This is a genomic window from Cupriavidus taiwanensis LMG 19424, from assembly GCF_000069785.1.
Taxonomy (GTDB): Bacteria; Pseudomonadota; Gammaproteobacteria; order Burkholderiales; family Burkholderiaceae; genus Cupriavidus; species Cupriavidus taiwanensis.
The window spans coordinates 2,032,674-2,053,025 of the sequence record NC_010528.1 but is presented as its reverse complement, the minus strand read 5'-3'; the positions used below and the strand labels follow the sequence as shown (position 1 = coordinate 2,053,025).

The window sequence follows — 20,352 nt, the reverse complement described above, 5'->3', positions numbered from 1 at the left end:
CGGCCCATGACGTCGCTTAGTTTTCGCCCCGGCCCTGATTTTCTCGAGCAGGCGGCCACGGCTGCCTGGTATTTCCTCGACCGCTGCGGCGCGCCCGAGGCGGGCGCGCACGTGGTCGTGCCGACTGCCGCGCAGATTCCTGGCGGGCGCCAGGCGCTGGACGCCGCGGCCCGGGCGGCCGGGCGCCCGCGGCTGTTGCCGCGTGTGCTGACGCTGGGCCACTGGCTGCTCGACCTGCCGCCCGAAGGCGCCCCGGTGCGCAGCCCGGCTGCGCGCCTGCTCGCCGTGCAGCAGGCGGTGCGCGGCCAGGACTGGCTGCGCCGCGCCTTCGGCGCGCAGAACGAAACCGCGGCATGGGGCCTGTCGCAGACACTGCTGGCGATCTGCGACGAGCTCAGCGCGCGCTGGCTCGAAGACGCCGCCATCCGCGACGACGACGAGATCGACGGCGACGATCGCGCGGGACTGCTGCAAGGCGCGCTGGCGCGGACCTATTCGCATCTGTCGGAGCGTTTCCTCGGCGAAGAGGCGCGCATCGTGCTGGCGTTCTGGCAGGCGCTGTCCGGGCCCGACGATCCGCTGCCGGCCAGGCGCCGCGCGCTGCGCGAACTGTCGCAGCAATTGCGCGGTCCGGTGATCTGGATCGCGCCGACGCCGCCCACGCCGCTCGAAGCCGCGTTCCTGCGCGATGCCGCCGAACTGGTGCCGGTGCTTCGCGTCGGCTATGACTGGAGTGGTCAGGACGACGGCGATGCCGGTTGGTACCACGCGCTGCTGGCGCTGTGGCCGGAAGCCAGGATTGCCGGCGACGACGAATCGGCGGTCCAGGCGGCGCCGCCAGCGATGCCCGCGCTGCCGCCGCGGCGTCCGTCGGTCCGCGTGATTGGCTGTGCCCGCTTCGAGGATGAAGCTGCCGCCGCGGCGGCGCAGCTGGTGCAGTGGCTCAATGCGGGCCGCCGCCAGGTGGCGCTGGTCGCGCACGATCGCGTGGTGGCGCGCCGCGCGCGCGCGCTGCTGGCCCGCGCCGGCGCGCCGGTGCGCGACGAGACCGGCTGGAAGCTCTCCACGACGCGCGCCGCCGCGGCGCTGATGCGCTGGTTCGACCTGCTGCTGCGCGATGGCGATACCGCGGCGTTGCTCGACCTGCTCAAGAGCCCGTTCTGCCTGCCCGATGTCGCCGCGCGCGGCGCGGCCATCGCGCTGCTCGAGCACCAGGTGCGGCGCGAGGGCATTACCGGGGGCTGGGCCAGGCTGCGCCAGCTGTTCGCGCACGCGCCGGCAAGCACGCTGCAGGACGCCGGCGACGGCGAGGATGCCGACCAGGCGCCGCGCCGCGCGGCCCATGGCCTGATCACCGTGCTCGCCGACGAGGCCGCGCGCTGGCCGCGCGGTTTCGCCCAGCATCCGCTGGCGACGTGGCTGGAGCGGCTCGACGGCATGCTGGATGGCCTCGGCATGCGCGCCGCGCTGGCCGCCGACGACGCCGGCAGCCAGCTGCTCGATGCACTGGCGCGGCTGCAGGAGCTGCCGCGCGACGAGACCGGCGGCCACGCCACGCTGTCGCAGGGCGAGTTCCGCGCGATGCTGTCGGCGCTGCTGGAGTCGGTCGCCTACAAGGAGCCCTCGGCCAGCGGGCCCGCGCGCATCACCATCCTGCCGCTGAACGGCGCGCGCATGCGACGCTTCGAGGGCGTGGTGATTGTCGGCTGCGACGACGCCCAGTTGCCGTCCAGTGCCGCCGAGCTGATGTTCTTCTCCAACCAGATGCGGCGCGAGCTCGACCTGGAAGACCGCGAGGCACGCTTCGCGCAACAGGCGCGCGACCTGGCCGAGGTGCTGCTGAACAACGACGACGTGGTGCTGACCTGGCAGCGCTACGGCAGCCGCGGCGAGCCGCACCACGTGTCGGGCTGGATCGAGCGGCTGGCGGCGTGCTGCGCGCGCGCCGGGGTCAGCATCGAAGGCGCCGCCACGCCGCAGGCGCACGAGACCTTCGCCGATGTGCGCGGCATGCCGGCCCCGGCGGCCGAACCCGCACTGGTGCCCGTGCGCTGGAGCGCGCAGGCGTACAACATGCTGCGCCGCTGCCCCTACCAGTTCTTCGCCGGCCGCATGCTGGGGCTGGCCGGGCTGGAGACGGTCAGCGACGAGCTGGAGAAGCGCGATATCGGCGAGACCCTTCATCGCGTGCTGCTGACCTACCACAAGGAACTGCACGCGCGGCGCGAGCGCGGCGAGACGCTGTCCGACGACCAGCGCTTGGCGCGCCTGGGCGAGATCTCCGACGAGGTCTTCGGCGCGCTGATGGCCGAGGACGGCAACGCCATTGCCTACTACCGGCGCTGGCGCGAGGTGCTGCCGTCGTATGTCGCGTGGCAGTCCGCGCGCGAGGCCGAGGGCTGGTTCTGGCGTGGCGGCGAAATCGACGCCGGCATCGACCTGCCGATGCCGGACGGCCAGCCGCTGCGCCTGACCGGGCGCATCGACCGGCTCGACCAGGGTCCCGGCGGCGCGCATGCCGTGCTGGACTACAAGACCCAGAGCGCCACTCGCCTGAAGCGCAAGCTGGCCGAGGTCGAGGAAGACTGCCAGCTGCCGTTCTACGGCCTGCTGCGCGCCGATGCCGCGGCCGGCAGCTGGGTCTCGCTGGAAGGCGCGCGCGAGGGCGCGCCGGCGGCGCAGCGCGAGGTCGGGCTGCCCGACTTCGAGGCCGCGGTCACCTGGCTGGAACGCCAGATGCGCGACGACGTCATGCGGCTGCGCCAGGGCGCCAGGCTGCCGGCCTTCGGCGATGCCTCGGCCTGCGTGTATTGCACCGCCCGCGGCCTGTGCCGCAAGGGCTTCTGGGACTCCACCGCCGTGCCGGCGCTGACATCATGACGCCTCACGATCTGCACGACGTCCAGCCTTACCAGCGCGATGGCGCGCCGGTTTCCGAAGCGGAATTCACGCGCGCGGCCTGCGATCCGGCGCGTTCGGTGGTCGTTGAAGCCTGCGCCGGCAGCGGCAAGACCTGGCTGCTGGTGGCGCGCCTGGTGCGCCTGCTGCTGGCCGGCGCGGCACCGCACGAAATCCTGGCGATCACCTTTACGCGCAAGGCCGCCGAAGAAATGCGCGACCGCCTGCTCGAAGTGCTGGCGCAGTTGGCGCGCGACAGCGACGACGACGTGATCGCAGCGCTGGTGCAGCGCGGCCTCTGCGCTGATGCCGCGCGCGAGGCGCTGCCGCGCGCGCGGCGGCTGCATGCGCAGGTGCTGGCCGCGCCGGGGCGCATGGCGATCGACACCTTCCACGGCTGGTTCGGCACGCTGCTGCGCGGCGCGCCGCTGGCGTCTGGCATCGTGCCGGGCGCGGCGCTGCGCGAAGACGCGCTGCGCATGAAGCGCGAGGCCTGGGCGCCGGTGTGGCGCGCGCTGGCCACGCCGCCTTACGCCGAGCTGCGCGCCGCATGGGAAACGCTGGTCGATACCGTGGGCGATTTCCAGGCGCGCGCGCTGCTCGACGCGATGTTCCACGCCCGCAGCGAATGGTGGGCGATGCGCGAGGGCGGCGACCCGCTGCAGGCGCTGTCCGATTGCCTGGGCGAGGACGCGCAGGGCGACGTGCTGCTGCAGGCGCTGGCCGATGAAGGCTGGCGCGATGCGTGCGAAGCGCTGGCGGCGCGGCTGGGCGCGGCGGGCAGGAGCGAGCAGGCCCATGCCGGCCGCATCACCGAGGCGCTGATGGCGATCGCCGCCTGGCGCGAAGCCGGCGCCGTGCCGGGCAAGCCAGCTGAACGCGTGTTCGCGCAGTTGCGCGCCGCGTTCTTCACTACCACCGGCGGGCCGCGCTCGCTGCGGCGCACCGCGGCACTGGCCAGGGCCGCGGGCGGCGAGGGCATGGTCGATGCGCTGCTGGACGAGCATGCCGCGATCTGCGCGATGCTCGACGAGATCAGCGCGCGCTGCTGCGAAGCCGCGGTGCTGGCGATCAACCAGGCCCTGTTCCGCATCGGCGATGCGCTGCTGACGCGCTACCAGCAGCACAAGGACGAGCAGCGCGCGATGGATTTCGCCGACCTCGAATGGCAGGCCGCGCGGCTGATGTCGGACGAGGAAACCGCCACCTACCTGCAGGTGCGGCTCGACGCGCGCTACCGCCACCTGCTGCTCGACGAGTTCCAGGACACCAACCCGCTGCAATGGCGCATCCTGCAGGGCTGGCTGGCCGGCTATGCGGGGCTCGGCGAGCGCCCGACGGTGTTCCTGGTGGGCGATCCCAAGCAATCGATCTACCGCTTCCGCCGCGCCGACGCCAGGCTCTTTGGCGCCGCCGGCGAGATGCTGCGCGATGCCTTCGGCGCCACCGTGCTGCGCACCAACCGGACCCGGCGCAATCGCGCCGAGGTGCTGGACTGGGTCAACGCCGTGTTCGACAGCGCGCGCGCCGAGGGCCGCTATCCGCTGTACTCGACCCAGACCACGGCACTGGGCGGCTGCGGCGGGCCGGTGTGGTTGCTGCCGCTGGTGGAGCCCGATGAAGCCGATGACGCCGATGACGCCGATCACGCTGATCATGCCGATGAGAGCGTGGCGGCGGATGCCAATGGCGAACCGGCCAACGCCGACTCCGCGCATCGCGACACGCTGCTGCAGCCGCGCCGGCAGGCTGGCGATTCGCTGCGGCTCGAAGAAGGGCGGCGCGTGGCGGCGTGGCTGCGGCTGGTGCGCGATACCGTGCCGGTACACGAAGGCAGCACGCAGCGGCCCGCGCGCTGGAGCGACATGCACTTGCTGGTGCGCCGCAAGACCCATCTGGCCGACTACGAGCGCGCCCTGCGCGAGGCCGGCATCCCGTGCCTGAGCCCGCGCCGCGGCGGCCTGCTGGCCACGCTCGAGGCGCTGGACCTGTCGGCGTTGCTGGCGTTCCTGATGACGCCCGAGTCGGACCTGGACCTGGCGCACGTACTGAAAAGCCCGCTGGTGGGCGCCACTGACGATGACCTGCTGGCCCTCGCGCAAATGGAGGGCGAGGGCGGCTGGTGGGCGCGCATCGAGGCCGCCGGGCTGCCGGCGCAGGTTTCCGACGCGCTGCGCGAAGGCGTGCCGCGGCTGCGGCAGTGGCTGCGGGTCGCGCCGCACCAGCCGGTGCATGACCTGATCGACCAGATCTTCCACGGCGGCGAGGTGCGGCGCCGCTACGCCGAGGCCGCGCCGCCGGATATCCGCGAACAGGTGCTGGCCAACCTCGATGCCTTCCTCAAGCTGTCGCTGGACCTCGACGGCGGGCGTTATCCGAGCCTGCCCAAGTTTATCGACGAGCTGCAGGAAATCCGTCGCGGCGACGAAGGCGAGAGTCCCGACGAAGGCGGCATGGGCGATCACGCCGAAGACCTCGAGCCGGCCGGGGACGATCCGGCCTACGCCGGCCTCGATGCGGTCCATATCCTGACCGTGCATGCCGCCAAGGGACTGGAAGCGCCGTTCGTGGTGCTGCTCGATGCCAACCACAGCGAGCCGGCCGCGGACCGCGGCGGCATCCTGGTCGACTGGCCGCCGTCGTCGCCGGTGCCGCGCCATTTCTCCGCGTACGGCAAGCGCAGCGAGCGCGGGCTGGCGCGCGCGCCGCTGTTCGAAGCCGAGGCGGCGCTGGGCGAGCGCGAGAACTGGAACCTGCTGTACGTGGCCATGACGCGCGCGCAGCAGGGCCTGCTGGTCAGCGGCGTCAAGGGGCGTGCCAGCCGCGGCAGCGCCGGCGAAGGCAATGCCGAGATCGCCGGCAGCTGGTATGTGCGGCTGCAGGCCGCGGGCGTCGGCGAAATGGTGCCGGCCTATCCCGATGCCCGGGGCGATGCGGCCGATGCGCAAGCATTGCTTCCCGCGCGACTCAGCGAGCCGGTGCGCTTCACCGACTTCCGGCTGCGCTACCGCGACGCCATCGACGATGCGCGGCAGGCCGGCATTGCCGACGACGACGCGCAAGCTCCGGACGACTCCGACGGCATCGTCTTCAACGCCGCCGCGGCCCGCCATGGCGAACTGGTGCACGCGCTGCTGGAGCGGCTGACGCGCTATCCCGGGGCCTTTGCCGGCGTGCCTGCGATCGATACCGTATTGCGGTGGTTCCCCCTGACTGGCGCGCACACCACGGCGGCCCGTTCGGCCTGGCGGCAGCAAGTGGAAGAGGCGCTGGCGGCAGTGGCCACGATGCTGCGCGCGCCGGTGCTGGCGCCGCTATTGGCCGCGGGGGATGCGTGCAGCGCGCGCAACGAGGTCGAACTGTATGACGCGCGTGGCCGGCTGTTGCGTATCGACCGGCTGGTCGAATTCGACGAGCGCGTCGTCATCATCGACTACAAGCTGCGCTTGCTGCCGCAGGAGCACGCGGCCTATCGCGCGCAGCTGGGACGCTACGCGGCGGCGATCGCGCCGATGTTCCCGGGCAAGCGCGTCGAGGCGGGCGTGGCCACCGCAGAGGGCGAATGGATTCCCGCCGAGCGCCTGGCTCCGCCGGTTCCGCAACAGGGTTCGCTGTTCTGAAGGCTGGCGCGACGCGCCGGCAAGGGCAGCGGAATCGGCGCAAAATGGGGCGCATGGCGCGCGCGGTGGCGGCCTGGCTGTACTAAAGTGACAGGGACTGCGCTGCGGGCCGCTGGCGCGAGTGACAGACAGGCTGCAGGGAAGCGGAAGGGGTACAGCGGAAAGGGATACTGCGGAAGGGAAGTGTAAGGTGGACGAGCCTGACCCTCGGCACTGGCGGAAAACGGCTGTGGCTGCTTCGTTCCCGACCTGACCAGGTTGACCGCGCCACCATGCGAGGAGGCCCGTCCGAGCGGCATTGTACCCCAGAGCGCGGGCGCGCGCAGAATTTGCATCGAATGCCCTTGGCGGGCGCGGGTCATTGCCCGCGCCATGGCGCCGGGTTGATCTGGCGCAGGCAATGCGTGCCGCGCTGGCCCGACCATTCACCAACCCGCACACGTGGTGAGCCAATACATGAACGCAAACGACCAGATCATTCGCGGCGCGCTGGCGCCGCAGGAAATCTCCACCGAAGTCCTGCTCGAGAAATACGCCAAGGGCGAAGAGCGCAGCATTGCCGATGTCAGGCAGCGCGTGGCGCGCGCGCTGGCGCAGGCCGAGCCCGAGGACCAGCGCGAGGCCTGGAGCGCGCGCTTCCTGTGGGCCCAGGAAAACGGCTTCGTGCCGGCCGGGCGCATCAATTCGGCAGCGGGCACCGGCATCCAGGCGACGCTGATCAACTGCTTCGTGCAGCCGGTGGGCGATTCGGTGTCGGAGCCGCGCGATGGGCGCCCCAGCATCTACACCGCCGTGGCGCAAGCCGCCGAAACCATGCGCCGCGGCGGCGGCGTGGGCTATGACTTCTCGGCGATCCGCCCGGCCGGGGCGCTGGTGCGGGCCACGCATTCGCGCGCGTCGGGGCCGGTGTCGTTCATGAAGGTGTTCGACGCCTCGTGCGCCACGGTGGAATCAGCGGGCGCGCGCCGCGGTGCGCAGATGGGCGTACTGCGCTGCGACCATCCCGATATCGAGAGCTTCATCCACGCCAAGGACAAGGGCGAGCTCAGCAACTTCAACATCTCCATCGGCGTCACTGACGACTTCATGCAGGCGGTGCAGGCCGACGCCGAGGTCGAGCTGGTGCACGAGGCCGAGCCGGGCGCGGACATGATCGCCGCCGGCGCGTACCGCCGCGACGACGGGCAGTGGGTGTACCGGCGCGTGCCGGCGCGCAACCTGTGGGACCAGGTCATGCAGGCCACCTATGATCATGCGGAGCCGGGCATCCTGTTCCTGTCGCAGATCAACGCGGACAACAACCTCTATTACTGCGAGCGCATCGAGGCCACCAACCCGTGCGCCGAGCAGCCGCTGCCATCCTATGGCTGCTGCTGCCTGGGTTCGATCAACCTGACCCGCTTCGTGCGCCAGCCGTTCACGCCGCAGGCGGCGTTCGACTTCGACGCCTTCGCCGAGGTGGTGCGCGTGGCGACGCGCATGCTCGACAACGTGCTCGACGTGACCTTCTGGCCGTTGCCCGAACAGCAGGCCGAGGCCCACGCCAAGCGCCGCGTCGGGCTGGGCTTCCTGGGGCTGGGCAGCGCGCTGGTGATGCTGGGGCTGCGCTACGACACCGAGCCGGCGCGGCAGCTGGCGGCGCGGATCTCGGAACGCATGCGCGACGAGGCCTACCTGGCATCGACCGAACTGGCGACGCAGAAGGGCGCCTTCCCCTTGTTCGATGCCGAGGCCTACCTGCGCAGCGGCTTCGCCAGCCGGCTGCCGCAGACCGTGCGCGAGGCCATCGGCCGCCATGGGCTGCGCAACTCCCACCTGCTGTCGATCGCGCCCACCGGCACCATCACGCTGGCCTTTGCCGACAATGCGTCGAACGGCATCGAACCCGCCTTCTCGTGGACCTACAACCGCAGGAAGCGCATGCCGGACAACAGCTATCGCAGCTTCGAGGTGGCGGACCATGCCTGGCGGCTCTACCGTCACATGGGGGCCGACATGGCGCAGTTGCCGGAGGCGTTCGTCACCGCGCTGCAGATGTCGGCGCTGGACCATATGCGGATGCTCGAAGCGGTGCAGCCGTATATCGACACCAGCATCAGCAAGACTGTCAACGTGCCGGAGGACTATCCGTACGAAGCCTTCCGCAACCTGTACCTGGAAGCCTGGAAGGCCGGGCTGAAGGGGCTGGCGACCTACCGGCCGAACTCGGTCCTGGGGGCCGTGCTGTCGGTGGAGGCACCCGCCGCGCCGGCGGCGCCTGCGGCCGACGACAACCCGCTGGTGCGCCCGTTCGGCAGCCGGCCGGTGGGCGACCTGGAGGGAGTGACGTCCAAGGTCGAATACCTGACCTACGAGGGCCACAAGACCGTCTACCTGACCGTGAACTTCATGCGCGTCGCCGGCGTGGTCGAAGGCAAGCCGGTGGAGATCGAGCGCCCGGTGGAGTTCTTCATGCCGGCGGGGCAGCGCAGCGAGGGCCAGCAATGGATCACCTCGACCATGCGGCTGTTGTCGATGGTGGCGCGCTCGGGCGGTTCGGTGGCCAAGGCGCTGGCCGACATGCGCAATGTGGTGTGGGACAAGGGCACGGTGCGCTACGGCACGCTGGTGCGCCAGGACGGCACCGAGGTGCCGCGCTTCCATGACTCCGAGGTGGCGGCGCTGGGCTATGCGCTGCAGCGGATCCTGATCAAGCGCGGCTTCCTGGACGCCGACGGCGGCCAGGTGCCGGTGGCGGCGCTGGCCGCGCGGCTGGCGCAGCGCGACGGCGGCGGAGCGGCGCTGGTGGCCGGCGAGGAGCTTGCCGGCATCGCCAGCGCGCCACCCGGCGCGCCCGGCGTGGGCACCGGCAAGCCCTGCCCGGAGTGTGGCGCGCACGCCCTGCACAAGGTCGACGGCTGCGCCAAATGCGCCAATTGCGGTTACGTCGGCGAGTGCGGCTGAACCGTGCCGCGGGCGGCCGGCGGCCACCGGCGCGGGCCGCCGGCGCCGGGCCCGGATCAGGACGTCGGGGCCGGCAACGGGCCGGCCGGAGCGGGGCCGCCTTTTGCTACAATCGCCGCCATGAGTTATCAAGTTCTAGCGCGCAAATGGCGCCCCAGGGATTTCACCACGCTGGTCGGCCAGGAGCACGTGGTCCGCGCGCTCACGCACGCGCTGGAACAACAGCGGCTGCACCACGCCTACCTGTTCACCGGCACGCGCGGCGTCGGCAAGACCACGCTGTCGCGGATCCTGGCCAAGGCCCTGAACTGCACCGGCCCTGACGGCAGCGGCGGCATCACCGCCGAGCCGTGCGGGCAGTGCAAGGCCTGCCAGGAAATCGACAGCGGACGCTTCGTCGACTACATCGAGATGGATGCCGCGTCCAACCGCGGTGTCGACGAGATGGCGCAGCTGCTCGACAAGGCCGTCTACGCTCCCACCGCCGGGCGCTTCAAGGTCTACATGATCGACGAAGTGCACATGCTGACCAACCACGCCTTCAACGCCATGCTGAAGACGCTGGAAGAGCCGCCGGGGCACGTCAAGTTCATCCTCGCCACCACCGACCCGCAGAAGATCCCGGTCACGGTGCTGTCGCGCTGCCTGCAGTTCAACCTGAAGCAGATGCCGCCGGGACATATCGTCTCGCACCTGGACCATATCCTGGCGCAGGAAGGCATCGCCCACGACGGCAACGCGCTGCGGCTGCTGGCGCAGGCCGCGCATGGCTCGATGCGCGATGCACTGTCGCTGACCGACCAGGCCATCGCCTACAGCGCGGGGCAGGTGTCGGAGGAAGCCGTGCGCGGCATGCTGGGCGCGATCGACCAGGGTTACCTGGTGCAGTTGCTCGATGCGCTGGCCGCCGAGGACGGCGCCGCCATGCTGGCGATCGCCGATGCCATGGCCGATCGCAGCTTGTCGTTCGCCGGCGCGCTGCAGGACCTGGGTTCGCTGCTGCACAAGGTGGCGCTGGCGCAGGCCGTGCCGGCGTCGGTGCAGGACGAATGGCCCGAAGCCGACGAGGTGCGGCGCCTGGCCGGCGTGTTCGACGCGCAGGAAGTGCAGCTGTTCTACCAGATCGCCAACCTTGGCCGCAGCGAGCTGGCGCTGGCCCCTGATGAGTACGCCGGCTTCACCATGACGCTGCTGCGCATGCTGGCGTTCCGGCCGTCGTCCGAGCCGGCTGCCACGACGGGGCAGGGCGGCGGTGCGGCGCCCGCGCGTCCGCGCCATGCCGGCATGCCGACGGCGGCGCGACCGGCCGAGGCACGCCAGGCGGCGACTGCTGCCGCCGTGCCGGCTGCCCCCGCTGCCTCCATTACCGATTCCACTCGGGTGCCAGCCGCGGTGCCGCCCACGGCTGCGCCAGCCGCGCCCGTGGCCGAGCCTGCCGCCGCGCCGGCGCAGCCAGCCGCGGCCGAGCCCGCGCGCGCGGCAGGCGGCGCCATGTCACCCGCGGCCGCGGCGCTGGCCGCCGCGCGCCAGGCTTCGGCGGCCCGCGGCGGCGCCCGCAAGGCGCCGGCACCGGCCATGCCCGCCGCGCCGGCCGCGGCACAGCGGCCGCCGGCGCAACCGTTGCGGGCGCCCGCGGCCGTGGCCGCGAGCCGGCCCGCTGCCAATCCGGCCCCGGCGGCAAGGCCGGCGGCGCAGCGGCCGCCCCAGCCTCCGGCGCTGGCGGCAGCGCCCGCGGCAGCGAGGCCCCAGCCCGAATCCGTGCCGCCCTGGGAAGTCGCCGGGGGCAGCGACGTGCCGCCGTGGGAAGAACTGCCGCCCGACTTGCCGGTGATCGGCCCCTATGACACCGATCCGGGCTACAACGACTACGGCTTCAGCGAACCCGCACCGCGCGCCGCGGCACCGCGCCACGGTGCCGCGCGCCAGGCATCGGCCCCGGCGCGCGAGGCCGAGCCGGCCCGCGCTGCCGTGCCGACCGCGCCGGCGTCTGCGGAATCCGCCAGGCTCGTCGCACCGCGCCCGCCCGCCGCCGGCGAGGATGGCACGCCGCCGGTCTTCACCGGCGAGTGGCCGGTGCTGGCCGCTGGCCTGCCGCTGAAAGGCCTGGCGCAGCAGCTGGCCTACCAGAGCGAACTGACGCAGGTGGTCGGGCGAACCTTCCACCTGCGCATCCCGGTCGCGGCGCTGGGCGAGAACGGCGTCGCCGAGCGGTTGCAGCAGGCGCTGTGCGACCACTTCGGCGAGCCGGTGCGCGTGGTCTGCGAAGTCGGCGGGGTCACGGTCACCGCCGCCGCCGCCGACGCCGAGGCCCGTGCCGAACGCCAGCGCCAGGCCGAGGCCGCGATCGAGGCCGATCCCTTCGTGCAGGGGCTGCTGCGCGACTTCGGCGGCCAGATCGTGCCAGGCTCGATCCAGCCGCGCGCCGCCTGAGCGGCGCCTGGTGTTACCGAATTTCCGTCCCCGAACTCTTACCGAATCCAGGAGCATTCCATCATGATGAAAGGTCAACTCGCCGGGCTGATGAAGCAGGCCCAGCAGATGCAGGAAAACATGAAGAAGATGCAGGAGCAGCTGGCCCAGATCGAGGTCGAGGGCCAGTCCGGCGCCGGTCTCGTCAAGGTGGTCATGACCTGCAAGAACGACGTCAAGCGCGTCACCATCGATCCCAGCCTGCTGGCCGAGGGCGAGGACAAGGACCTGCTCGAGGACCTGGTCGCCGCGGCCTTCAACGACGCCGTGCGCAAGGCCGAGGCCACCACGCAGGAAAAGATGGGCTCGATGACCTCCGGCCTGCCGCTGCCGCCGGGCTTCAAGCTGCCGTTCTAAGGCCATTGTGAAAGCGTCGTCGCCGACTTCGCTGCAGGCGCTGGTCGAGGCGCTGCGGGTGCTGCCCGGCGTCGGGCCCAAGTCCGCCCAGCGCATGGCCTACCACCTGCTGCAGCACGACCGCGAGGGCGCGCGCAAGCTGGGCGACGCGCTGCGCGGCGCGGCGGACCATATCCGCCACTGCCAGCGCTGCAATACCTTCACCGAGCAGGAGATCTGCGAGACCTGCCTGGACGACCGACGCGACGCGTCGGTGCTGTGCGTGGTCGAAACGCCGGCCGACCAGGTCATGATCGAGCAGACGCTGACCTACCGCGGCAAGTATTTCGTGCTGATGGGCCGGCTTTCGCCGCTGGACGGCATCGGCCCGCGCGAGATCCACCTGGACCGGCTTTTGGCGCGCGCCACCGAGCCTGAGCTGGGCGGCCCGGTCGGCGAAGTCATCGTCGCCACCAATTTCACCAGCGAAGGCGAGGCCACCGCGCACTACATCGGCGAGATGCTCAAGGCGCGCGGGCTCAAGGTGTCGCGCCTGGCGCGCGGCGTGCCGGTGGGCGGCGAGCTGGAGTATGTCGACGCCGGCACCATCGCGCGCGCGGTGATGGACCGCCGCAACCTCTGAACGCCGTCGCGACGGCCGGCGTGGCTGCCCCGGCCACCGCCACCGGCGCGCTTCCATTTCCTGTCCGCCCCATGAACCTGGCCCGCTTCGATCTCGTCACGCTTGGCTTGTTCGTTGCCGTGGCCCGGCAGGGCAGCATCTCGGCCGGCGCGCGCCAGTCGCACCTGGCCGTGGCGGCGGCGAGCAAGCGCATTTCGGACCTGGAAACCGCGGTCGGCGCGCCGCTGTTCTTTCGCCATGCCGCCGGCGTGCAGCTGACCGAGGCCGGCCAGGCCTGCTTCCACCATGCGCTGACCATCCTGCAGGATGTCGAGCGCATGGCCGGCGTGATGTCGGACTATGCCTCGGGCGTGCGCGGGCAGGTGCGGGTGTGCGCCAACACCTCGGCGATCACGCAGTTCCTGCCGGATGACCTGGCCTCGTTCATGCAGCGCCACCCGACCATCCGCATCGAGCTGGAAGAGCAGAACTCGCGCGACATCGTTGCCGCGCTGGTCGAGAACCGTGCCGACGTCGGCATCTTTGCCGACCGCACGCCCGCCGCCGGCCTGATGACGGTCGAATACCGCCAGGACGAGCTGGTCATCATCACCCCGCCCAATCATCCGCTGGCCGCGCGCGGCCCGGTGCACTACGCCGACACGCTCGAATTCGACTTTGTCAGCCTGCCGCAGGAAACCTCGCTGGCGGCGCGCCTGCTGGAGGAGAGCAGCCGGCTGGACCGGCCGTTCCGGCTGCGCATCCAGGTGCGCAGCTTCGACGCCATGTGCCGCATGGTGATGGCCGGGCTGGGCGTAGGCGTGCTGCCGCGCATCGCGGCCGAGCCGCACGTCAAGTCGATGGGGCTGTCGCTGGTGACGCTGCAGGATGCCTGGGCGCGGCGCTCGCTGCTGATCGGGCTGCGCGATCCGGCCGGCCTGACGGTGTCGGCGCGGCTGCTGATCACCCATCTGTGCGGAGACCGGGCGCCGTTCTAGGGCGTCCATGCGGAAGCTCGACGCGGCCTTTCGCGTTCCGAGAAAGCCCGCTTCTCCGATTGCCGATTCCTGGCAGGCCCCGCGCTGGGGCAAACTCCGTCCGAACGCAATGTATGGCAAGCCAGTCAATGGCGCTGCCGCACTGCAACAAGACTGCCGCACCGCACGGAGACAACCATGGCGCAACAGATCCTTGAGGGCATTCGCGTCCTCGAACTCGGACAACTCATCGCCGGCCCCTTTGCCGCCAAGACCCTGGCCGACTTTGGCGCCCACATCATCAAGGTCGAGCCGCCCGGGCAGGGCGACCCGCTGCGCAAATGGCGCATGCTGCATGAGGGCACCTCGGTGTGGTGGGAGGCGCAGTCGCGCAACAAGGAATCGGTCTGCATCGACCTGCGCCAGCCGGAAGGCCAGGCGCTGGTGCGCAAGTTGGCCGCCGAGGCCGATGTGTTGATCGAGAATTTCCGCCCCGGCACCATGGAGAAGTGGGGCCTGGGCTGGGACGTGCTGCATGCCGACAACCCGCGCCTGATCATGCTGCGCGTGTCGGGCTACGGCCAGACCGGCCCGAAGAAGGACGAGCCCGGCTTTGCCGCCGTGGCCGAGGCCATGGCCGGCCTGCGCCACCTGACCGGCGAGCCCGGCCGCGCGCCGGTGCGCGCTGGCCTGTCGCTGGGCGACACCATCGCCGGCCTGCACGGCGCCATGGGCGTGCTGCTGGCGCTGTACCAGCGCGATGCGCGCGGCGGCGAAGGGCAGGTGATCGACGTGGCGCTGTACGAGTCGCTGTTCAACCTGAGCGAGAGCCTGCTGCCGGAATACTCGGCGTTCGGCGCGGTGCGCCAGCCCGCCGGCGGCGCGCTGCCCGGGATCGCGCCGTCCAACGCCTATCCCTGTGCCAGCGGCGAATACGTGCTGGTGGCGGCCAACGGCGACGCCATCTTCAAGCGCATGATGCTTGCCATCGGCCGCGCCGACCTGGCCGACGATCCCGCGCTGGAGCGCAACGACGGCCGCGTCGCGCGGGTCGACGAGATCGATGCCGCGATCGCCGACTGGACCCGCACGCAGACGGTGGAGTCGGCGCTGGCGGTGCTGCGCGACGCGCAGGTGCCGTCGGGCCGCATCTATACCGTCAAGGACATCGCCGAAGACCCGCACTACCGCGCCCGCGGCGTGATCGAGTCGGTGACCTCGGCCGGCGGCCTGACCGTGGAAGTGCCGGGCGTGGTGCCCAAGCTGTCGGCCAGCCCCGGCGCCATCCATGACCGCGCGCCGGCGCTGGGCGAGCATACCGATGCGGTGCTGAAGCAGGCCGGCTTCGACGACGCCGCCATCGCCGACCTGCGCGCGCGCAAGGTGATCGCATGAGCGCCGCCGCCAGCCCGCTGCGCGGCCCGGCCCGCGTCGAAATCAATGAAGTTGCGCCGCGCGACGGCCTGCAGATCGAACCGGTGGTGGTGCCGACCGATGCCAAGGTGGCCTTTGTCGATGCGCTGTCGGCCTGCGGCTTCGCGCGCATCGAGGCCACCTCGTTCACCTCGGCCCGCGCCATTCCCGCGCTGGCCGACGCCGAGGCGCTGATGCACCGCATGCGGCGCCAGCCGGGCGTGCGCTACACCGCGCTGGTGCCCAACCTGCGCGGGCTTGAGCGCGCGCTGTCGTGCCGGCCCGACGAGGTCAACCTGGTGATGTCGGCCAGCGAGACCCACAATCGCGCCAACCTGCGCATGACGCGCGCGCAGTCGCGGCAGCAGCTGCTGGCGATGATTGCCGAGGCACGCCCGGCCGGCGTACCGGTCAACGTGTCGCTGTCGACGGTATTCGGCTGCCCGTTCGAGGGCGAGGTCGATGCCGCCGAGGTGATGGCGCTGGCCAGCGCCTTCGCCGACGCCGGCGCGGCCGGCATCACGCTGTGCGACACCACCGGCATGGCCTATCCGAACCAGGTCGCGGCGCTGTGCGAAGCCTTCCAGGCCGCGCTGCCCGACACCGGCCTGACCATCCACCTGCACAACACCCGCGGCATGGGCCTGGCCAATGCCGTGGCCGCCTGGCAAACCGGCGTGACGCGCTTCGACGCGGCCGCCGGCGGTCTGGGCGGATGCCCCTACGCGCCCGGTGCCAGCGGCAACGTCAGCACCGAAGACCTGGTCCACATGTTCGACTGCATGGGCGTGCAGACCGGCGTCGACCTCGGCGCGCTGCTCGATGTGGTGGCCGGCATGCCGGAGCTGGTCGGCCGCGACCTGCGTAGCCAGCTGCTGAGCGCCGGTCCGCGCCTGCGCACGCACCAGGCGCCGGCCTGGCTGGCCGAACATTTTGCCGGGCAGGCGTAGCCCTGCGCGCGCATAACAACAACGTATCCACAAGACCAAACGGAGACCCTCATGAAGGAAGCCCCTCAGCACCAGCCCGCCATGCGCGCACGACGCAAGGCAATTGTCTCGACGCTTGCGGCGATCGGCGCGGCGTGGTTCGCGCCCGCTGCACTGGCACAGGACGGCAGCTATCCCACCCGGCCGGTCACGCTGGTGGTATCGGCCGCGGCCGGCGGCACCACCGACCTCGCCGCCCGGATGATTGCCGAGCCGCTGTCCAAGGCGCTCGGCCAGCCGGTGGTGGTCGACAACCGTCCCGGAGGCAACGGCGGCATCGCCGCGAGCCTGGTGGCGCGCGCCAAGCCCGATGGCTACACGCTGATGCTGCAATACTCGGGCTTCCACGTGATCACGCCGCTGCTGGTGAAGAACCTGTCGTGGGACCCGGTCAAGGACTTTGCCCCGGTGGCCAATATCCTGTCGGCGCCGCAGGTGCTGGTGGTGCGCCCGAGCCTGCCGGTGAAGTCGCTGAAGGAACTGGTGGCCTACGCCAAGGCCAACCCGGACAAGCTCAACTACGCCTCGTCGGGCAACGGCTCGCTGCAGCACGTGTCGACCGAGTTGCTGAACCAGATGGCCGGCACCAGGATCACCCACGTGCCGTACAAGGGCACCGGCCCGGCCATGACCGACCTGCTGGGCGGCTCGGTCGACCTGACCATCACCACGCCGCCGCCGCTGATGGGCCATATCGCCGCCGGCAAGCTGCGTCCGCTGGTGGTGACCAGCAAGACCCGCCTGCCCAGCCTGAAGGACGTGCCGTCGGCGCCCGAGGCCGGCTACCCCGACCTCGACGTGTCGTCGTGGTTTGCGATGTACGCGCCGGCGGGCACGCCCAAGCCGGTGGTCGACAAGCTGACCGGCGAGATCGACAAGATCATGCGCACCGAGGCCTTCCGCAAGAAGGCCGAGGAACTGGGCGCCGAGGCCAAGTACATGAATCCGCAGCAGCTGGCGCAATACCAGAAGGCCGAGCTGGCGCGCTGGGCCAAGGTGATCAAGTCCGCCGACATCCACGCCGAATGACGCCAGCGCTGCGGCAAGGTGATCGAAAGGTAAGGGCGCTAAGCTGGCTGGTTTGCTAGGTATAGATACCGATGCGGTGCACCGCGCCGCCCGGTAGCATGGCAATTTGCCGCACCGCGGCGCCCCCCTTCAAGCGCTCGTTGCCGCGGCGCCAGTCCACACGGGTAGGAGATCTCGCATGTATAACAAGAAATTCTGGAAGCAATTCCTGATTGCGCTGGCGCTGTTCCTGGCCGGCTGGTTCACGTTCGGGCAGGCTCAGGCGCAGGGCAAGCCCGAAAAGACCAAGGTCACCATCGCGGTGGGCGGCAAGAACCTGTTCTATTACCTGCCGCTGACCATCGCCGAGCGCCTCGGCTACTTCAAGGAAGAAGGGCTGGACGTCGAGATCGTCGACTTCGCCGGCGGCGCCAAGGCGCTGCAGGCGGTGGTTGGCGGCAGCGCCGACGTGGTCTCGGGCGCCTACGAGCACACCATCAACCTGCAGGCCAAGGGCCAGCGCTACCAGGAGTTCGTGCTGCAGGGCCGCGCCCCGCAGATCGTGCTGGTGGTATCGAACAAGACCATGCCCAACTTCAAGTCGATCGCCGACCTGAAGGGCAAGAAGATCGGCGTGACCGCGCCGGGCTCGTCGACCAACATGATGGCCAACTTCGTGCTGGCCAAGGCCGGCCTGAAGCCCTCGGACGTGTCGTTCATCGGCGTGGGCGCCAGCGCCGGCGCGGTGGCGGCGATGCGTTCGGGCCAGATCGACGCCATGGCCAACCTCGACCCGGTGGTGTCGATGCTGACGCAGAAGAACGAGGTGCGTATTGCCTCGGACACCCGCACGCTCAAGGACACCCAGGCGGTGTTCGGCGGCAACATGCCGTCGGGCTGCCTGTATGCGTCGCAGGCCTTCATCCAGCAGAACCCGAACACCACGCAGGCGCTCACCAACGCCATGGTGCGCGCGCTCAAGTGGCTGCAGAAGGCGGGCCCGTCCGACATCGTCAAGACCGTGCCGGAAAGCTACCTGCTGGGCGACCGCGCGCTGTATCTGGCCGCGTGGGAAAAGGTCAAGGAAGCGATCTCGCCGGACGGCACCATGCCGGCCGACGGCCCGCGCACCGCGCTCAACGCGCTGGGCCAGTTCGATGCCGAACTGAAGGGCAAGTCGATCAGGCTGGAAGAGACCTACACCAACGCCTTCGTGCAGAAGGCCAACGCCAAGTACAAGTAATTTTCCTGCCGTCGACGCCATCGGCCCGCTGCCCGCAGCGGGCCTTTGCTTTGCGGCAGCGACGGCCCCTCCATCATCACTCGCCCGCGCCGCGTCCCGCGCCGCCAGGGCGGGTCCGAGACGGTTCATCATGAGCATTCCCGCACTTTCACTCGACCAGGTCACCTGCACCTTCGTCTCGCGCGATGACCGCAGCCAGCGCTATACCGCGGTCAGGGACGTCACGCTGTCGATCCAGCCCGGCGAATTCGTATCGGTGGTGGGTCCCACCGGCTGCGGCAAGTCCACGCTGCTGAATGTCGGCGCCGGCCTGCTGGAGCCTTCCAGCGGCGAGGTGCGCGTGTTCGGCGAGCCGCTGCGCGGCATCAACCGGCGCGCCGGCTACATGTTCCAGACCGAGGCGCTGATGCCGTGGCGCAGCGCGCTCGACAACGTCGTTGCCGGCCTGGAATTCCGCGGCACCGCGCGCGCCGAGGCGGTGCGGCAGGGCGAGGAATGGCTGCGCCGCGTCGGCCTGGGCGGGTTTGGCGACCGCTACCCGCACCAGCTCTCGGGCGGCATGCGCAAGCGCGTGGCGCTGGCGCAGACGCTGGTGCTGGACCCGGACATCATCCTGATGGACGAGCCGTTCTCCGCGCTCGACATCCAGACCCGCCAGCTGATGGAGAACGAAGTGCTGGAGCTGTGGGCCGCCAAGCGCAAGGCCGTGCTCTTCATCACCCACGACCTGGACGAGGCCATTGCCATGAGCGACCGCGTGGTGGTGCTGTCGGCCGGCCCCGGCACGCACCCGATCGGCGAATTCGCGATCGACCTGCCGCGCCCGCGCGACGTCGCCGAGATCCGCAACCACCCGCGCTTTGTCGAGCTGCACGCCGCGATCTGGGACGTGCTGCGCGAGGAAGTGCTCAAGGGCTACGCCCAGCAGCGCAAGGTGGCCTGACCGGCCCTGCGTCCAACTCATAACAAGAACTGAATCCCGATGGCATTCCGTACTGATTCCAAGGGCATGCTGCGCGTGTGGCAGCTGCTCGTCCTGGTAGTGATCCTCGGCGTGTGGCACGCCGCCACGCGCTCGCAGCAGGTCGCGTTTTTCTTTGGCGAGCCGCTGATGGTGGCGCAACGCATCTGGAACTGGTTTATCGTCGAGCGCGATATCTACCTGCACCTGGGCGTGACGCTGATCGAGACCGTGCTGGCCTTCGGCATCGGTACGGTGGCGGGGCTGGGCGTGGGCCTGTGGCTGGCGCTGAGCCCGATGACCTCCGCCATCCTCGATCCTTACGTCAAGGCCATGAACTCGATGCCGCGCGTGATCCTGGCGCCGATCTTCGCGGTCTGGTTCGGCCTGGGCATCTGGTCGAAGGTGGCGCTGGCGGTGACGCTGGTGTTCTTCATCGTCTTCTTCAACGTCTACCAGGGCGTCAAGGAAGTGAGCCCGGTGGTGCTGGCCAATGCGCGCATGCTGGGCGCCAATCAGAAGCAGCTGCTGCGCCACGTCTACCTGCCGAGCGCGACCAGCTGGGTGTTCTCGTCGCTGCATACCTCGGTGGGCCTGGCCTTCGTCGGCGCGGTGGTGGGCGAATACCTGGGCTCGGCGCGCGGCGTGGGCTACCTGATCCTGCAGGCCGAGGGCACCTTCGACATCAATACCGTGTTCGCCGGCATCGTGGTGCTGACCGCGTTTGCGCTGGTGCTGGACTGGATGGTCGGCATCGGCGAGAAGCGGCTGATGAAGTGGCAGCCGAAGAGCGGGGAGACGGAGAAGCTCTGACTGTTGCTTCGGCGACGGTTTGCGCCCTCTCCCGCAAGCGGGAGAGGGCGTGCCCAAGCG

Annotated in this window: 13 protein-coding genes and 1 other RNA gene; 13 read left to right on the top strand and 1 reads right to left on the bottom strand. The window is 70.6% G+C overall.

Translation table 11 applies throughout. The annotated features are described in order from the left end of the window. Positions 1–6: 6 nt before the first annotated feature. Together RALTA_RS09350 and RALTA_RS09345 are read left to right on the top strand one after the other, a co-directional pair. Positions 7–2,880: a PD-(D/E)XK nuclease family protein gene (locus RALTA_RS09350; RefSeq protein ID WP_012353191.1), complete on the top strand. Its 2,874-nt coding sequence runs from the start codon at positions 7–9 to the stop codon at positions 2,878–2,880. Continuing rightward, positions 2,877–6,518, top strand: coding sequence for a UvrD-helicase domain-containing protein (locus RALTA_RS09345; protein WP_012353190.1), 3,642 nt, complete (start codon positions 2,877–2,879; stop codon positions 6,516–6,518). The genes RALTA_RS09350 and RALTA_RS09345 overlap by 4 nt, the downstream gene beginning before the upstream one ends. Positions 6,519–6,708: 190 nt before the next feature. Here RALTA_RS09345 and ffs read toward each other — a convergent pair. Continuing rightward, an RNA gene (gene ffs, locus RALTA_RS28830) (signal recognition particle sRNA small type) lies at positions 6,709–6,807 on the bottom strand. A 167-nt stretch (positions 6,808–6,974) separates the two neighbouring features. Here ffs and RALTA_RS09340 point away from each other — a divergent pair. The 11 genes from RALTA_RS09340 to RALTA_RS09290 all read left to right on the top strand — a co-directional run bounded on the left by RALTA_RS09340 (position 6,975) and on the right by RALTA_RS09290 (position 20,292). Then, positions 6,975–9,461: an adenosylcobalamin-dependent ribonucleoside-diphosphate reductase gene (locus RALTA_RS09340; RefSeq protein WP_012353189.1), complete on the top strand. Its 2,487-nt coding sequence runs from the start codon at positions 6,975–6,977 to the stop codon at positions 9,459–9,461. A 120-nt stretch (positions 9,462–9,581) separates the two neighbouring features. Further along, positions 9,582–11,891, top strand: coding sequence for a DNA polymerase III subunit gamma/tau (locus RALTA_RS09335; protein ID WP_012353188.1), 2,310 nt, complete (start codon positions 9,582–9,584; stop codon positions 11,889–11,891). Positions 11,892–11,954: 63 nt separating this feature from the next. Further along, positions 11,955–12,287 (top strand): YbaB/EbfC family nucleoid-associated protein, encoded by a 333-nt coding sequence (locus RALTA_RS09330; protein ID WP_012353187.1) that lies wholly within the window; start codon positions 11,955–11,957, stop codon positions 12,285–12,287. Between the two features lie 7 nt (positions 12,288–12,294). Then, positions 12,295–12,909, top strand: a complete 615-nt coding sequence (gene recR / locus RALTA_RS09325) for a recombination mediator RecR (RefSeq protein WP_010814257.1) — start codon at positions 12,295–12,297, stop codon at positions 12,907–12,909. A gap of 71 nt (positions 12,910–12,980) precedes the next feature. Further along, complete coding sequence (locus tag RALTA_RS09320; protein ID WP_012353186.1) at positions 12,981–13,886, top strand: LysR substrate-binding domain-containing protein; 906 nt, start codon at positions 12,981–12,983, stop codon at positions 13,884–13,886. 177 nt (positions 13,887–14,063) lie between these two features. Next, positions 14,064–15,260, top strand: coding sequence for a CaiB/BaiF CoA transferase family protein (locus tag RALTA_RS09315; RefSeq protein ID WP_012353185.1), 1,197 nt, complete (start codon positions 14,064–14,066; stop codon positions 15,258–15,260). Then, positions 15,257–16,228 (top strand): hydroxymethylglutaryl-CoA lyase, encoded by a 972-nt coding sequence (locus RALTA_RS09310; protein WP_012353184.1) that lies wholly within the window; start codon positions 15,257–15,259, stop codon positions 16,226–16,228. The genes RALTA_RS09315 and RALTA_RS09310 overlap by 4 nt, the downstream gene beginning before the upstream one ends. Before the next feature lie 51 nt (positions 16,229–16,279). Continuing rightward, positions 16,280–17,296: a Bug family tripartite tricarboxylate transporter substrate binding protein gene (locus tag RALTA_RS09305; protein ID WP_012353183.1), complete on the top strand. Its 1,017-nt coding sequence runs from the start codon at positions 16,280–16,282 to the stop codon at positions 17,294–17,296. A 178-nt stretch (positions 17,297–17,474) separates the two neighbouring features. Then, the gene (locus RALTA_RS09300; RefSeq protein ID WP_012353182.1) at positions 17,475–18,518 is read left to right on the top strand and encodes an ABC transporter substrate-binding protein; all 1,044 of its coding nucleotides are present in this window, start codon (positions 17,475–17,477) and stop codon (positions 18,516–18,518) included. Between the two features lie 130 nt (positions 18,519–18,648). Beyond that, positions 18,649–19,461: an ABC transporter ATP-binding protein gene (locus RALTA_RS09295; protein WP_012353181.1), complete on the top strand. Its 813-nt coding sequence runs from the start codon at positions 18,649–18,651 to the stop codon at positions 19,459–19,461. Between the two features lie 39 nt (positions 19,462–19,500). Then, on the top strand, positions 19,501–20,292 hold the full coding sequence (locus RALTA_RS09290; protein ID WP_012353180.1) for an ABC transporter permease: 792 nt from the start codon (positions 19,501–19,503) through the stop codon (positions 20,290–20,292). Positions 20,293–20,352: the final 60 nt, after the last annotated feature.

Bases quoted from the DNA above. Each gene is read 5' to 3' on its own strand.
- RALTA_RS09350 (WP_012353191.1), top strand. From the start codon at position 7: ATGACGTCGCTTAGTTTTCGCCCCGGCCCTGATTTTCTCGAGCAGGCG.
- RALTA_RS09330 (WP_012353187.1), top strand. From the start codon at position 11,955: ATGATGAAAGGTCAACTCGCCGGGCTGATGAAGCAGGCCCAGCAGATG.
- RALTA_RS09310 (WP_012353184.1), top strand. From the start codon at position 15,257: ATGAGCGCCGCCGCCAGCCCGCTGCGCGGCCCGGCCCGCGTCGAAATC.
- RALTA_RS09320 (WP_012353186.1), top strand. From the start codon at position 12,981: ATGAACCTGGCCCGCTTCGATCTCGTCACGCTTGGCTTGTTCGTTGCC.
- RALTA_RS09340 (WP_012353189.1), top strand. From the start codon at position 6,975: ATGAACGCAAACGACCAGATCATTCGCGGCGCGCTGGCGCCGCAGGAA.
- RALTA_RS09290 (WP_012353180.1), top strand. From the start codon at position 19,501: ATGGCATTCCGTACTGATTCCAAGGGCATGCTGCGCGTGTGGCAGCTG.
- RALTA_RS09335 (WP_012353188.1), top strand. From the start codon at position 9,582: ATGAGTTATCAAGTTCTAGCGCGCAAATGGCGCCCCAGGGATTTCACC.
- RALTA_RS09315 (WP_012353185.1), top strand. From the start codon at position 14,064: ATGGCGCAACAGATCCTTGAGGGCATTCGCGTCCTCGAACTCGGACAA.
- RALTA_RS09295 (WP_012353181.1), top strand. From the start codon at position 18,649: ATGAGCATTCCCGCACTTTCACTCGACCAGGTCACCTGCACCTTCGTC.
- RALTA_RS09345 (WP_012353190.1), top strand. From the start codon at position 2,877: ATGACGCCTCACGATCTGCACGACGTCCAGCCTTACCAGCGCGATGGC.
- RALTA_RS09305 (WP_012353183.1), top strand. From the start codon at position 16,280: ATGAAGGAAGCCCCTCAGCACCAGCCCGCCATGCGCGCACGACGCAAG.
- RALTA_RS09300 (WP_012353182.1), top strand. From the start codon at position 17,475: ATGTATAACAAGAAATTCTGGAAGCAATTCCTGATTGCGCTGGCGCTG.